Source organism: Streptomyces sp. RK62 (genome assembly GCF_018070255.1).
GTDB lineage: Bacteria > Actinomycetota > Actinomycetes > Streptomycetales > Streptomycetaceae > Streptomyces > Streptomyces nigra.
Window position 1 is genome coordinate 229,312 of the sequence record NZ_JAGPYD010000005.1, and the last position, 16,086, is coordinate 245,397.

Sequence of the window (16,086 nt, forward strand, 5' to 3'; positions counted from 1 at the left end):
CGCTCCGTCCTGCTCACGGGACGGCGGCGCATGAGCATCAAGGCATCGCCCGAGGTCAACGCGATGATCTTCATCCTCACCGGAGAGAAGCTCATCGACGCCGACGAGGACCTCGCCTACGAGAGCCGGCGGCCCTACTCCGGCCTGGGCCGCAAGGTGGACCGGCTGTCCTCGCTGATCGACAAGTCCATCCACGACATCGCCGAGGTGATGCCGGACGACCTGTCCAAGTCGTACGCCAAGGCGATGGGCATGCTCATCGACGACGGCGGCAAGAACTACCTGCGCGAGTTCGCCGAACAACTCGAGAAGATCGCCGAAGGCCGCCGCAAGACCTCCATGGACATCATGGAGTCCAAGTGGCAGGTCATCGCCGAGGTGATCCGGCTGCTCATCGAGATCGCCATCTACCTGGCGATGTCCTTCTTCACCGGCGGCGCCTCGGCCAGCCAGATCATGATGGCCAAGCTGCGCAGCCGCTTCCTCATCCTGACCACGCTCAGCCACCTGCTCCAGCGGCTGCACCTGGCGCCCTCGCTGACCGAGGCGTTCGCCGAGGCGTTCACCACCTTCGCGGTGCGCCTGGCGATGATGAACTTCGCGCCGAACGGCCGCCGTCCCGACGGCTTCGACTGGGGCGACATCCTGAAGTCCGCCGCGTTCGGGGCCGCCGCGGGCTTCCTCACCAGCATCTTCGACGACATCGCGAAGAAGATCGTCAAGAGCTATGACACGAACTTCCTCAAGGACGGGTCCGACCTCGACTTCAAGCCCAACCCCAATCTCAAGAACACCCCGAACCCGGAGTTCGGCAACCACGGCCCCGGCCCCAAGCCGGACCCCGGCCCCAGTCCTACCCCGAAGGACCGGCCGGACCCCGGCCCGCAGGCGAACGGCCCGGACGGCGTCCCGCACACCCCGCCGCCGACCTTCCGGAACGACAACCCGCTGTCCTTCCGGAACAACCCGAACCTGTGGCGCAACAGCCGGATCCTGCGCAACAACGCCGACCGACCCGGCGCACTGGCCGGGCACTACGGCATCAAGGGCACCTCCGACTTCCTCGCGGCCGGCGCCGGCGAAGCGCTCGCGGAGATCCTGATCAAGGGCGCCTTCGACGGTGACTGGTCCACGAGCTGGTCCACCTTCGTCGGTGCGGGCATCAGCAGCCAGGTCGAGGCCACGCTCACCGACACCGCCCTCAACAGCGGCGCCGAACTGCGCCACGTCATCGACAAGTTGCGCCACCAGCCGCCCACCGTCTCCACCGGCGACACCGACACCGACACCGACACCCGGGATACCGGCACCCGCGACACGTCCGACTCCTCAGGCACCCGGGACGGCGAGGGTCCCGGCCGCTCCGGCGGTGCCCCGGACACGGACCTCACGGGCGACACCGGCTCCCCGCGCACACTCCCGCCGGTCCGTACCGCGGACAGCCCACCGCCGTACACGAGCGCGGACCCCCCGCCCTACAGCCCCCAGGACCCCCCGGCGTACACCCCGGGCGCGCTGCCCGCGACGGCCGCCGAGAACGCCCTGTGGCAGCAGGTCCACAACGGCCCCGCCGACGTCCGTGAGCAGGCACTGCACGACATCGCCGCCCTGCGCGGCGCCCAGTCGCCCGGCAGCACGGAGATCGACGTCCGCGACAACCTCCACGACGCGCTCTCGCAGGTGCCCGAAGTCCGGGTGGTGCCCCACGGGGAGGGGCCCGCGATCCAGGTCGCCGCCGACGAGGTCCGTCGGGCCCTGGACGGCTTCGGCACGGCGACGACGGTGGCGGACATGGCCGGGGGGACGGGTTCGCGGGACGTCGATGTCACCAGCGGTTCGAACGGGATCGGCGAGAGCGGCACCGACGGCTTGGCCGGACCGGGGGTTCCTGGCCAGGCCGGGGGCAGCCCCGTGGCGTCCAACTCCCCCCAGCAGGCACCCGGTTCCGGCACCGGCGGCGCCCGGCCCGGTGGTTCGCCCACGCCCGGGGCCACCCATACCCCCTCCGGCTCCCAGGCCTCCCACGGCTCCCGAACACCCACCGGCTCGCAGCCCGAGGGCACGCGCACCCCGGACAGCGCGACGGTTACGGTCGATCAACGCGTCGCGCCGGACGGCACGGTGGGCGCGGACGGTCCGCACGTCGCGCAGGACGGCACTACGGTTAAGGTCGGCCCGCACGTCGCCGAGGACGGCACGACGGTCCAGGTCGGCCCGCACGTCGCCCAGGACGGCTCCGCACAGCCCTCCGTGACCACGGAGACCTCCGATTCCGCGGAGACCACATCCGCTGCGGACGGCACCGCCTCCCTGGACACCTCCCAGGACAGCACCTCCTCCCAGGAGGCCGCGTTCACCGCCGGGCCGCCCTCTTCTTCCGACGATGTCCTGACACCGGGCCCCGACCTCAGTGGCGTTTCGCCGAAGGTGAGCACCACCGGGTCGTACGCCGGGACCGGCGACGTGTCCGAGGCTCAGCCGCTGACGATCGTCGTCTCGGAGATGCCGCCACCCGTGGAGGGTTCGCCCGAGGCGGCCGGCCTGTTGGACCGCGCCGGGGCGGACCGCGCCGTCGTCCTGGGGCCGGCGGTCACGGCCGACGGTGCGGGTCGTGCGCCCCGCACCGCAGTCGAGCTGACGCGGGAGGGGCCGGGCGCGCCGGTCCGCGTCCGTCCGCTCACGAACTCAGTGCCTAGGCCGGACGGCCCCACCACGAACACGGTTACCACGGAGGCGTCCTTCCCCGGCGCGGACATCCTCGTGCCGCTGGCCGACGCGCTCGGCCCCGCACCTCGTCCCGCCACCGAGAGCACCACCACGACCACCACGACCGACGGCGGACCGAGGAGCGCAACCACCGCCCCGCCGCCCGAGAAGGTGCCCACGGAGTCCGCGACGCCTCCGCGCGGCAAGGGAGCCGCCCTTGACCCCGGCGCCTCCGCCGTACCCCCGGCGGCCAAGCTCGCCACCCTGTCCCGCCCTTGGACGGAGACGGCCACCGACCTGCACCTCGAGTCGGGGCAGACCGGCGGAACAGGCGGCACCGCACCCGGCACCGCCGGCGGACGCGGGCCCGGGGCCGGCGGCACGCCGCCTCCACCCGCGTCACCGGACACTCCCGTGGCCCAGCCGCCGCGAGGACGCGTCGTCGTGCGGCCGACGCGGGACGCCGCGCACGAGGGGTCCCCTGACGACGGCGCCACACCGGCCCACGCGACCGTGATCACCACCCTGGACGGCCCCACGATCCCGCTCGGCCAGCTCCGCCGCTGGGTGCCGGAGACCGCCGCGACACCGCGGCCGGGACGGGCCGTACGCACCCTGACCGTCTCGCAGGACCCCGCCGACGACGGCACTCCACGCGACACGGGCCGCCGGGCACTGCTCGACCAGGACACCTTCCGCGGGGTGCGCACCACATCGGGCCCGACCCCGTCCGGTCCGGTCCGCACGGTGTTCACCGGCCCACCGGCCGCCCTGCCCGGCGCGGGCACCGACGAGGGGGCCGACTACTTCGTGGCGCACGGCACCCCGCGCACCGTCACACTCGGCACCGACGATGCCGCACGCCCCGCCGTCAAGGTCAGCGGTGTGCAGCTCGGGGAGGTGCTCAAGTCCTGGGCGCGGGACGGTGACCGGTCGCGGCCCCTCGTGCTGTTCTCCTGCGAGACCGGGCGGCAACCGCGCGTTGCGGGGCTGCCGGTGGCCCAGCACGTGGCGAACCGCACGGGACGGCCCGTGTACGCGCCGACCACCGAGGCCGGCACGGCCCGGGACGGGAACGGCGACGTCCGCGCGGTACTCACCGAGGGCACGGACGGGCCGGGACGCTGGCGGCTGTTCACCCCGGAGCCCGGCGGCGCCGACCTGGACGCCCTCGCCCGCGATGCCGGTCTGCACGCGGGCCCCGGCCCCGCCGACGCCTTCGCCCGGGCCCGTACCCTCCAGCAGATCCGCACCCTGCGCGACGTTCTCGGTCCGGACGCCGAACAGCGGCCGGAGAACAAGGAGTTGCTCGCGGGGCTGGCGTACGTGGACGGTCTGCGCTGGCTGAACCCCGACACCGCGTCCCGCTACGGCGACGGCCGCATGACACCGGACCTGCTGCGCCGGATGGTCGGCGACCGGCCCGGTGCCGCGGTCGACCCGGCCACCGGACCGACGACCCACCAGTACACCGACTTCCTGCGCGCCGCCGCCGCATTGCGCGACTCCGCCACACCGGACACGACACTCGACGCCCTGCTGCCCCCGCCGCCTCCCGCGCTTCCGCCGGACACCCTGGTCTCCCCGGACGACGTGCGCGGGCTGACCTACGCGCCGTCCGCGCGGATCACCTGGTCCCTGTCCAGCGCTCCGCTGCCGCTGTCCGAACTGGCGCTGAGCGCCGAGGACACCGCGGAACTCGCCCGGCGCAGGCCCGACCTCGCTCCGGCGCCGAGCCGCCCGGAGAGCCTCGCCGAGGACCTGACCCTGTTCAGCAAGGGCGCCACGGGCACGGACGCCGTGCGGGCGGACGGCCGGACCTTCAGGCGGCTGGACACACCGGGCGGCGGGAACTGCCTGTTCCGGGCGCTGCTCGACAGCGCGCGCGCCCACGAGGTCCCGCCCCACTGGGCGGCGCGCGACGTCGCCGGGCTGCGCGGCCTGCTGCGGGACCGGATCGCCGGCTCCGAACTGGCCGCCGCGGCGGCCGAAGCCACCCCGGACCCGGTGCTCGCCGTGGTGGACGACCTGCGCATGACCGCACTCGCCGGGGTGCGCGACCCCGACGCGCAGCGCAGGATCACCCAGCGCTGGAACGGCATCGCGGAGGCCGTCGTCGAGCACGGCGACGCCCGGCGCTGGCGGCGCGTCCTCAGGAACAGCGGCTACCCGCGACTCGCCGAGATCGCACCCACCCCGGACGACGCGCGACGCCTCGGCACCGAGGGACTGGTCGCCGCGGCGGCCGAACACGCCGGGCTGTGGGCCTCTCCCTTCGCCGACGTGCTCCCGCAGGCGCTGGCCCACACCCTCGACCTCGACCTGCGTCTCGTCCAGGCCGACCCGCACGCACCGGCCACCACGCTCGTCACCCCCCTCCATCCAGGCGGCCGTGGCGGCACCCTGCACCTCGCCTACAACGGCACCGACCACTACGACGCCCTCGTCCCTGCCACCGCCCCGATCGCTCCCGTACCCGACACCGTCACCACCCCCGAGATCCCGGCCACCGCCGAGCCGGAGGGCGACGACCCCTTCGGCGCGTGGCTGCGCGGCATGGGCGGGATCACCGACCTCGACAGCCCCACCCCCGGGACCCCCGACCGGGGCGACCCGGTGCCGCTGGAGACGCAGCTCGAACGGCACCGCCCGGCGCGCCTGCTGACCGGACCGGACGCCCGCCCCCCGGGCCCACCGCCGCGCACCGTGACCTTCGAGGACGGCAGCCGGCTGCCGGCCGTCCTCATCGACCCGGCCGCCGACCCCGGCCCGGGCGACGGCACCCCGGCGTCCCACGCGGACGGCACCCGCCGGAACCGGCCGACCGGCCTCTTCGCGGGCCCCGGCGTGCTCACCCTGCGCTCGCCCGAGCAGGTCGCCGAGGAGATCCTCGGGCAGCTGCCGAAGAAGCTCCGCGACCAGTTCGACGAGGCGGAGCTGCTGCGCCTGCTGACCCACCAGCCCGCCGCCTTCACCGCCCCGCGCGGCGCACGCCTCGTGGGCCGGGAGAAGTCCGGCGTCGGCCACGAGATGACCGTCGAGGCCATCCCGTACCACCGCTGGGAACGCTTCTCCGACGTGCACGGCGGTACCACCCGCGTGGACACCATGCGGCGCGGCCAGGCCGGCACGGGCGGCGGGCGCAGCGTCGGCCACGGACGCCGGATCGCCGCCGCGCTGAGCATGGGCCCGCCGCTGAACTGGCTGCTGAAGATCGGCGTCTCACTGGGCTGGACCCGCCGCACCGACTACTCCCTGGGCACCCAGGCGTACGACCAGACCGAGCACCGTGCCCACGAGGGCTCGCACCTGCACCTGGACGACGTCCACTACCGGGTACGGGTGGAACGCGTCACCGAGGCACCGAAGACGCCCGACACGGCCGCCCCGTCCGCGACAGGACCGAACTGGCGGCGCAGCGAGGTGCACACCGCGCGGTTCGCCATGCGGGACGGCCTGAGCTGGCGCCTGCCGGACGACCTCACCGTGCCGTTCAACGGCCCCCGCCGGGCCCCGCGGGCGCTCACCTTCCCGGACGGGACGGAGCCGCGGATGACGGATGTCACCGGACTGCACCTGGTGGACCCGCCCGAGGACGTCGCGCTCGCCCTGTCCGGTGCCCGGCCCGGCAGTTCCGCGCACCGCACCCTCGTCTCGTACGTCCGCCCGGGACGGCTGCTCGCCCTGTTCGGCCGGTTCGCCGGGTCGGTCAGCGGACCCGAGCTGACCCGGGGGAGCGCCCTGCGTCCGCTGGGGCACCTCGTCGTGGAGCGGTCGATCCCGCACCGCGCCACCCTGGTCGCCGAGTCGGTCAAGGCGGAGCTGCGCGACCTCACGCAGACCACGTACCAGAACGAGCGCGGCCACGTCCGCGACACCCGCTTCGGTATCCAGATCACCGCGGGCCCCAACCACACCCTCGTCGGCCCGGAAACGGACGTACGCCTCCAGGGCGGGCCGCTGGTCCGCGCGGACCTCAGCTCCGGGCGCGGTCACCAGCTCGGCACCGACGCGGCCCGCAAGACCACCGGACGGCTGCGCAACCACCCGGTCGCGCTCTACCGGGTGGAGCGCACCCTCATGGTGCGCAAGGCCGGCGAGCCGGCGTCCGCGGCGCGTCCGGTGCGTGTGGTCAGCCTGGACTGGATCTCCACCCAGGACGCACGCCGGCTCGCCGGCTGGGACAGCCGGACACCCGGACGGACCGGCCCCCACCCGGACGCCGAGCCGCCGGTGCCCTGGTACCTCACCCGCGAGGACCCGGTGCACCTGGGTGGCCAGGTCCGCGCCGAAGGCTTCCGCCCCGACCGCCCCGGAAACACCGTGGCGACCGGGGGACAGACCCAGCCGCCGGACCGGACCCGGAACCAGGCCGGGCCCCCCGCCGCCCAGGATCCGCTGCGCGTCTTCGCGGACACCGTCCTCGACACGCTGCACCGCTCCTACCCGTCCCTCTTCGTCCCGCCGTCGATGCTGCGGCACCCGCGGCTGGCGCGCTTCTGGTACGGCGACGGCAGGATGCGGACCGCGCTGCACAACGACCGGCAGGTCCGCGAGGCCCTTAACCGGCCCACCCTGGCGCAGAGTCTGGACGACCTGACCACCACCGGTGTGCCGGTCACCCTCACCGAGGACGGCAAAGTGCGCCGCGGCCACCACACGTTGATCCTGCGAGCGAGACTCACCGACCGCCGCTTCGAGACCACCATGAGCGAACGCTCGCTGCGCAACGCGGTGATCGGCACCGAGGTGTCCGGTCAGGGCCAGCAGGCGTCCACCACCCTGTCCGCGGGCGTCGAGGTGGGCGTGTCCCCGCGCGACCACGACAAGGTGCCCGAGGCGGGGGTGCCGCGCCAGACCGGCAACGTGTCCGTGGGGGCCCGCTACGCCAGGACCGAACAGAAGGGCACCCGCAGCACGGCCGCGGTCACCCACGACCACCTGACGTTCCAGAACGGCGCCGACCTCTACAGCTACCAGGTGGAACTCGGCGCCTCCTTCGAAGGGCACCGGCGCCCGCGCGGCTGGGCCCGGCTCGTCACGCTCGGCCTCCTCGGCGCCGGCGTCTTCGTCAGCAAGGCCGAGGAGCGGCCGCTGTTCCACCGGGGCAGCGAGACCGTGGGGCGCGTGGAACTCGCCGTGCCCGCCGCGCACGGCTCCGACCGGTACGCACCCGCCGACCCGCCGCCCGCCGGACCGGCACCGGCGGCCGCACCCGTACGGCTCTCCGCCGTCGAGGCCGACCAAATCCTCGACGGCACCCGCCCCTTGCCCAGAACGGACTCGGCGGGGCAACGGCTCGTCCGCAGACTGCTGCGCGCCCCGCACGTGGTCCTCAGCACCGAAGGCGGCGCGCAGCGTCAGCAGGTGATGCAGGACACCGCCGACCGCGCCTCCGGCACCTCCTGGCACGTCAGCGCGCCCGGCGCGCCGGTGCGCAGCGCACTGCGGCGGGCCATGGCCGACCTGCACGTGGCAGGCCAACTCGGCCAGTATCTCGGCCCGTTCGGCTCCCGGATCACCGGGCTGATCGGCGCAGGACCGCTCCAGACGCACTACCTGAAGGCCGCCGTCCGCGGCGAACTGGACAACCTGCGCGTCATGAGCGACCCGAAGGCGGCCAGCCTAGAAGCGACCCTCGGCAACGAGCACCGCGTGGCCGGCAGCGCGAGCACCGTGTCGCGCACCACCCTCGGCGTTCAGGGCGCCGACATGCCGCTCCAGCAGACCCCTGGCGGACCGGCCGTCGTCGGCTCCTACTCGACCGCGCTCCAGTACGCCTGGGGCAAGGGCCGCAGCATCGCGCAGACCCTCACCCGGGGACGGAACACGACCCTCACCTACGCGGGCCGCATGTACCTGGTGGTCGCCGACGCCGCCGAGACCATCGCCGTACGGGACCGCTGGACCGCGGCGATGGGCACCGTCGGCACCCGCGCCGGCACCGCGGTCGGCTCCGCCGCCGGACGGCTGTCCGGACGACTCGGGCGCGCACTCGCCCCCCGGCGCGCCGCCGCCGCGCTGCACCGGGTGCGCGACGCGGTGATGTTCCACCTGCCCATGCAGGACGCCATCGAGGCCGGGCTCGCCCCGGACGGCCTGGGCACCACCACCCCGCGCAACCTCGGCCGGGGCTACCGCGTGCCCCCCTTCCTGCGCGGCCGCCGCTTCCCCGGACATCCCAGCGGCCGGCTCGACGCCAGTCATGCCGCCCAGCAGCTCATGGGGCGGATGGCGAGGATCGGCGTTCCCTCGCACGACCGGGAGCAGGTCCTGCAGCGGCTCTCCCCGGACTTCCTGCGCGCCCATCTGCACGAGCTGACGACCGACGGTATGACTCTGCCGGTGCGCCACCGCACCTGGCGCAACCCCAGCCGCCTGCCGGTCGGCGGCAGCCCCGCGCAGGTCCGGTTCAAGCTCACCCCGGTCACCACCACCGTCGAACGGCTGCGCACCGGCTTCGAGTTGGAGGACTATCGCACCACCGCCCGCGACGACTCCCGCAGCACCTCCCAGGACCAGGGCGCCGACGTCACCCTCGCCACGGGCCAGCGCGCGGCGGAGAGCGGCATCCTCCTCGCCAATCCCTCGCTCCAGGGCACCGCCGCCAAGCAGCGCGCCGGCACCCGCACCGAGACCACCGGCAGCACCTCGATGCCGAACATCGCCACCACCCAGGCGCACGCCGAGATCGTCACCAGCTACGTGCTGACCGTCACCATGACCGACGCGTCCGGTGATCTTCTGTCCCCGCGCGCCGTGGCGTCGGTCGGCACCCTCAACGAGATCGTCCCGGCCGGCCTGCTCACCCCCACCGACGACGGCACCGACGGCATGCTCACCGAGGAGGACGTGCCCGAACCCGAGCGCGCCGTGAAGATGCTGACCGCCGAACAGGCCCGCGCGCAGGGCATCGCCGCCTGGCGCACCGGCGACGACGGCACCGGCCGCGCCGACCCGGACGTGCTGCCCTTCGACGACCGCATCGGCTCCGGCATCCTCGCCGTGGACATCCGGGGCGCGGTCAACGTGCAGGACGCCCTGACCCTGGCGACCGCCCGCGCCGACGGCCTCGGCGACGGCGACCTGGGCCGCCGCCACACCGGCCACGTCCTCAGCGAACGCGTGCGCATGGCGCGCCTCACCCCGCTCACCGGCCCCGGCACCGCCCCCGCGCAGGCGCAGCAGGAGGCCACCACCCAGGTCGGCCTCACCGCCGGTTTCCGGGAGGCCCTCGCCGCGCACGGCTCACAGCTCCCCGCCCAGGCGTCCGCCCGTCTCCTCGGCCAGTCCCACACCGCGGACTCCCGCCTCTACGCGAGGATGCACCGCGGCGGCGCCCGGCTCCTCGCCGTCGAGAACAAGCCACGCATGGAGGCCATGCAGCGGTCGAAGACCTCCGACGCGCTGGAGGCCGGCATCACCGACAACGTCGAGGGCATGGTCGGTACGTCGCCGCTCGCGGGCAACAGCAACGCGGGTGTCACCAACCCGGGTGCCTCGGTACCCGTCGGCGGCGCGAACGACGGCACCGCACTCAAGGGCACCGTCGACACCACCCTCGGCACCCATCTGAAGGTCGTCACCGACCGCAGCATGCTCTTCGCGATTCCGGTGAGCTGGCTGACCGTGGCCGAGGTGGACCACCACTTCACCGACAGCCGCCCGCTGCGGGCGCTCGGCAAGGCCGAGCGCGGACCGCGCGCCGCCGAGGCCGAGACCACCGCCCTGGTCTGGCTGCGCGAGGACATCGCCCGCGACTACGGCCTCCTGGACGACACCACGTTCCCCGACGAGGTCGGCGCGGCCTGGGACGCCATGGCGAAGGCGGCCGGCGACCTCGCCGCGGCGGAGAAGGCCTACTACGACGCCCGGGCCCGGGCCCGCGAGACCTGGCTCGCCCTGACCGCGCAGGAGCAGGCGGCGCTCGGCGACGACGACCCCGACCGGCCGACCGTCCTGCGCGAGGCCGTGGCCCAGTCGCCGGCCGTCGCCGCCTGGCAGGCCGCACGGGAGGAGGTCCGCCGCCGGCAGGCGCACACCGACTCCGCCGCCGCCGACCACCACCGCCTGCACCTCGCGGCCTCCCGTCTCACCGCCCACCACCAGGGCCGCGCATCCGTCCCGGTGCCGGACCGGGCGCAGGAGTACACCGAACCGGCATGGCGCTCCGAGGCGCCCGAGCCGTACCGCATCACCGACGCCACCGAGACGACCCCGCGCACCCTCACCTCGCCCGACGGCACGCTGGTGCGCGAGGTGCACGACATGCCGCACGACGGCGCCTCGTTCTTCCACGCGCTGATCGCCGTCGCCCAGGACCGCGGCCGGCTGCCCCACCTCCTCGGCGCCGGCCTCGCGGCCCGGTTCACCGCCGCTCCCAGGGATCCGGCGATCACCGAACAGGCCGTTCGGGCCGCCCGCAACCGTCTCGCCTGGGAACTGGGCGAGAGCCGCAACGAGGACCTGCTCGACACCCTCGCCCTCGACGCCGCGGACACCTTCACCCAGGCGGAGCTCGACTTCGCGGGCGTGCGGCTGACCCCGGCCCAGCAGGCCGAGTTCGACGCGTTCGGCCGCCTCCCACAGACGCTCTGGCCGACCTCGGAGCAACGGGTGGCCCTCGCGACGGCCGCCCTGCTCAGGCCCTTCACGAGCGAGCCCCCGCAGGGCGGCACCGCGGCCGCGGACTCCGCACACCCAGCCCCGCCGGAACGCCGGGCCGGCGACCACGGCGGTGCCGACCTGCTGCCCGCGCTCGCCGCCCGGCTCCTCGGCACGCCGGTGACGGTCGTGACCGGCGAGGGCCGCGAGCAGCGCTTCCTCCCGCACGGCACCGACCCGGCCGCCGTCGACCCGGCCACCGACCCCGTCCTCCTCGCCGCCGACGGCTACTTCCACGCCGCCCTGCCACCCGGCACCCCGGCCCCGGTCGTCACCCCGCTCCCGGCGACGGCGACCCCCTTGGCCACCGCCCCGGACGACGGCATCCCGGGCCCCGCCCCGGCACACCGCAGCCACGCCACCCCGCCCTGGCACCCGCCCACCGACAGCACCGGCCCGCGCTACCGGCTCGACCGCGACGGCGTCCTCACCGCACCGGACGGCGCCACCTACACCCAGGGCACCCCCACCGGCCGCGGCAACGGCTTCTTCGGCGCGCTCTCCACCGCCCTGCACCACGCGGCCCGACAGCCCGGCCTGGACCGTCACGAGGCGGGACGACTGCGCCGGCGCGCCGACATGCCCCCCGCGCAGCTGATGCGCCTGAACGGCCTGCCCGGCTCTCGCGCCGAGCGCGACACGCTCTTCTCACCCCCGCCCCTCGTCGTCCGTCCCGGCGCGCCCGCACCGAGCCAGGACGCCCGCGACGCCCACCTGCGCCGCCATCTCGCCGAGGCACCCTGGGGCCCCGGGGCCGACCGCGCGGTCGCCGCGTGGGCCGCCGCGGCGACGGGCACCACCGTCACGCTCGTCGAGGAGAACGGCACCGCCCACACCTACCCCGGCCCGTCCGGCGAGGCGGGCCCGCACCTTCGACTCCGGCGTCGTGGCGGCGACTTCGTCCCGCTGCTCCCGCGCACCCCGGCACCCGCGCCGGGCCCGGATCCGGCCACCGCCCCGCCGACCGACGGTGACCTCCCGGGCCTGCCCGGCGAGGAGGAGGCATACGACCTCCACACACTGTCGGGAGCGGGCGGGGCGACGGAGGCGGAAGGAGACTCGGACGTCGAGATGGACCTCGACTCCGGCTCCGAGAGCGAGCGGGAGGCCGTCGGGACGAGCCCCGAGCACCCGTTCGCGGTCGAGTTCGCCACCCTGCTGGAGGAGCCCGAGCTGCGGGCCGACGCCCTGCTGGACGTGGTCCGGCGGCGCAACGCACGACTCGGCGGCTTCCCGGACGTGGCGTTCGACAGCGCGTTCACCGAGCACACGGGGATCGGTGTGCCCGAGGCCCTGGACCAGGTGGAGCAGGCCGGCCGGCTGTCGTCCGAGGAGTACGAGGAACTGCGGGAGGTGCTCGGCCTCGGGACGGGGGTGCCGTTCACGCGGACGAGCCCGCCCGGCACGTCCGAGCGGGACCGCGAGGTGACGCTGCGGATGCTGGACCGCATCGCCCGTCTGGTGAAGGAGGTGCTCCGCAAGCCGGACCGCCAGGCCGACGCCCAGGTCACCCCGCACATCGCCGTCACCGTGCTGCCGGACGGTTCGCTCGGCATCGCCGGCAACACCGGCGCGAAGGCGCTCACCGCCGACGAGGCCGCCCTGGTCGAGCAGGAACTGCGCTGGTTCGTCACGGGGCAGGAGCCGGGCGGCACCCAGCGCGTGCGGGAACTCGAGCAGTGGTCCAGGGACGAGGAGTCCCACCGGCAGTGGGCGGCCCGGCTCGACCAGGAGGAGCGCGACCACGCCGCACGGACCGCCGAACAGGAGCGCCTGCGGACGCGGCTGGAGGAGCAGTACGACGCGGGGGTGTGGGACGAGACCCTGGAGCAGCAGTGGAACACGCTCCTCGGCGACGAGTCCGCGGCCGAGCAGGAGGGGCGGCGTCTGACGGGGGAGCGACAGCGGTGGCGGGGCGACGAGCGGTGGCTGGCGCGCCGGCGCCCCGGTGTCGCGCGGGACGTCCGGGACCGTACCAAGCTGCGGGCACTGGCCACCGGCTGGTACCGCCTCTACCATCCCGAATCACCCGAACTCGACCTCGTCAAGCGCGCGTTGGCGAACCCGCGCGTCCTCAACGTGGCGGGCCGGGACGGCACCCCGGGACCGGGGCAGCACGGCTCCGAGCACGGCGAACTGACCCTCCTCGGGCACTGGGTGGCCCACTGGGAGAACAACCCCGGCGACCCGGACGCGCCCAGAACGCTGCCGCTGGGCGGGTTCAAGATGGCCTGCGCCTCCTGCGACCTCGCCTACCAGGCGGTCAACCAGCACATCGGGCGCCGGCTCGGCCACCGCGTCCAGGCGTCCGGCACCCACGGCATGTTCTTCCCCGGCTGGCGCATGCCCCAGTGGATGCGGGAACGGCCGCTTCTGGTGCAGCACATCAGGGAGAACGCGGAGGACATCGGCGCCTACCTGGACCAGGGCGGCGTACTCCAGGGCGAGCGGACCGAGGGGGCGCACGAGCAGTACCCCGCCGGGTCGTCGTCCGAGTACGAGTCCGGCGACGAGGCCATGGACACCGACGACTTCCCCGGCTCCCCGGCGCGCGGCACCTCCCCGCGGCTGCCGCGGACGGTGGCGCCCGACGAGCCCACCGCCACCCCGCCGGTCCCACGCGGTCCGCGCGACCACCGCCCTCGCTTCGTGGTGCGGTCCGGCTTCGACGCCCGCCGCTTCTCGTACGGGGGCGAGCCGGTCACCGATCTAACAGTGCGCCTGGCGATCCGGGGACCCGAGGACCAGGCCGAGCAGGTACGCCGCCGACTGGACGACGGCGTACGGCGGTTGCTCAACGACCCCGCCCACCGCCTGACCGGCGGCGACCGGCTGCACGTGACCGTCGAGCATGTGGACCCCGCCGACTCACCGCACCTCACCGTGGATCTCGTCGGCCGGGACCGGGCGATGGACCAGACGACCTGGTGGGCGGACGCGTCACCGGCTCACCTCGTCCACGAACTCACCCACCAGCTCGGCCTGCGCGACGAGTACCGGGACGCCGACGCGCCGCACCGCCCCCACGTCCCGGGCAGCCTGCTCGGCGCCCTGGACGAACAGCCCGAGGATGCCTCGCTCACCGCCGCCGGCCTGCGCGACCGGCACCTGGCGCTGCTGAGTGCCCTGATCGGCGAGGTCACACCCCAGCCGCAACGGGAGAGCGAGACGTGGGACGCGGCCCGTAGGGCCGCCACGCCCGTCACCCGACGGTCGGTCTGGGTCGACCCCGTCTCCCTGCCCCGGACCGGTCCGGCCGAAGTCCCGGCGCGCATGCCGCAGGACGCGACCATCACCCCCTTCCGATCGGGCGCCTACGAGTTCACGAACCTGAAGCACACCGACGAGACGTACCGCGACAAGGCCGTCCGCATCATCGACCTGCTGCGCAGGCACGACACGATCCGCGAGTACGTAGGCGGCCGTCCCTGCCGCATCACCCTGCATCTGCGCACCACGGAGACGCCGGCCGACGTGATCGACCGTGGTGAGGCCGGGGTGGACATCAACCTCGCGAGCTACTACTTCGAGAAGTACGACATCGGCCACATCATGGGGATGCTGGCCCATGAGATCGGCCTGCACCCCCTCGCCTCCCGGAACACGAACATCCCCGACGAGGAGGAGATGTTCGCGGGGGTCCCGCTCGCCGTACCCGGCCTGAGCGACCTGAAGACACCGCGCACCATGAGCACCGAGGGCGCGGGCCAGGCCGACCACATCATGGCCGCGTTCCCCAGCAGCACCCGCCACGGGATCTACCGTGACATCGTCGTGAGGATGGCGGACATGCTGGCCCGGGACGTCCGGGCGGGGGAGGAGGGTGCGCGGGACAAGGACGTCACCGACCTGATCGACACCTACCTCATGGACCTGGCGACCATCGCGGTCACCAACGACCGCCGCAAGGACGCGGCCTGGGAACCCCGCTACACGGCGAAGGTGTACAACGCCTACAAGGAGATGTTCGTCGCGCAGCTGCCCGACGACAGCCCCGTCCGGCCGCTGCTGCCCGCGAACAAGAGCTGGTACAACGTCACCGGCAACTTCCTCGGTCTCGGCACCAGCTTCACGTTCAACAACCAGGGCGACAGCATCCAGACCGGCACCGCCGCCACCGACGAAGCCCGTCCACGCCTTCCCCGGGCAGGCACCGGCACGGACCCGCAGCCGACGGAGACGCCACAGCGGCGACGCGACCACCGCCCCCGCTTCGTCGTGCGTTCCGGCTTCGACGCACGCCGCTTCTCCTACGACGGCGAACCGGTCACCGACCTCACCGTCCGTGTCGCGCTGCGCGGCACCGACGCCCGGACGGCCCAGGTGTACGACCGGCTCACCGCGGGTGTGCACGAGTTCCTGAACAACCCGGGGCACCGCCTCCCCAACGGCGACCGGCTGCACGTCACCGTCGAAGCGGTCCGGCCGGAGGACTCCCCGCACCTGACGGTGGACGTCGCGGGACGCGACCGGGTGATGGACCAGACGACCTGGTGGGCGGACGCCGACCCGATCCAGCTCGTCCACGAGCTCACCCATCAGCTGGGCCTGCGCGACGAGTACCGGGACGCCGACGCGCCGCACCGCCCCCACGTCCCGGGCAGCCTGCTCGGCGCCCTGGACGAACAGCCCGAGGATGCCTCGCTCACCGCCGCCGGCCTGCGCGACCGGCACCTGGCGCTGCTGAGTGCCCTGATCGGCGAGGTCACACCCCAG

General features: G+C 74.3%; 1 protein-coding gene. It reads left to right on the forward strand.

The genetic code is table 11. The annotated features are described in order from the left end of the window. Window positions 1–30: 30 nt before the first annotated feature. The coding region (locus KBY32_RS12010) for a hypothetical protein (protein ID WP_247689330.1) at window positions 31–16,086 on the forward strand (16,056 nt) is incomplete at its 3' end.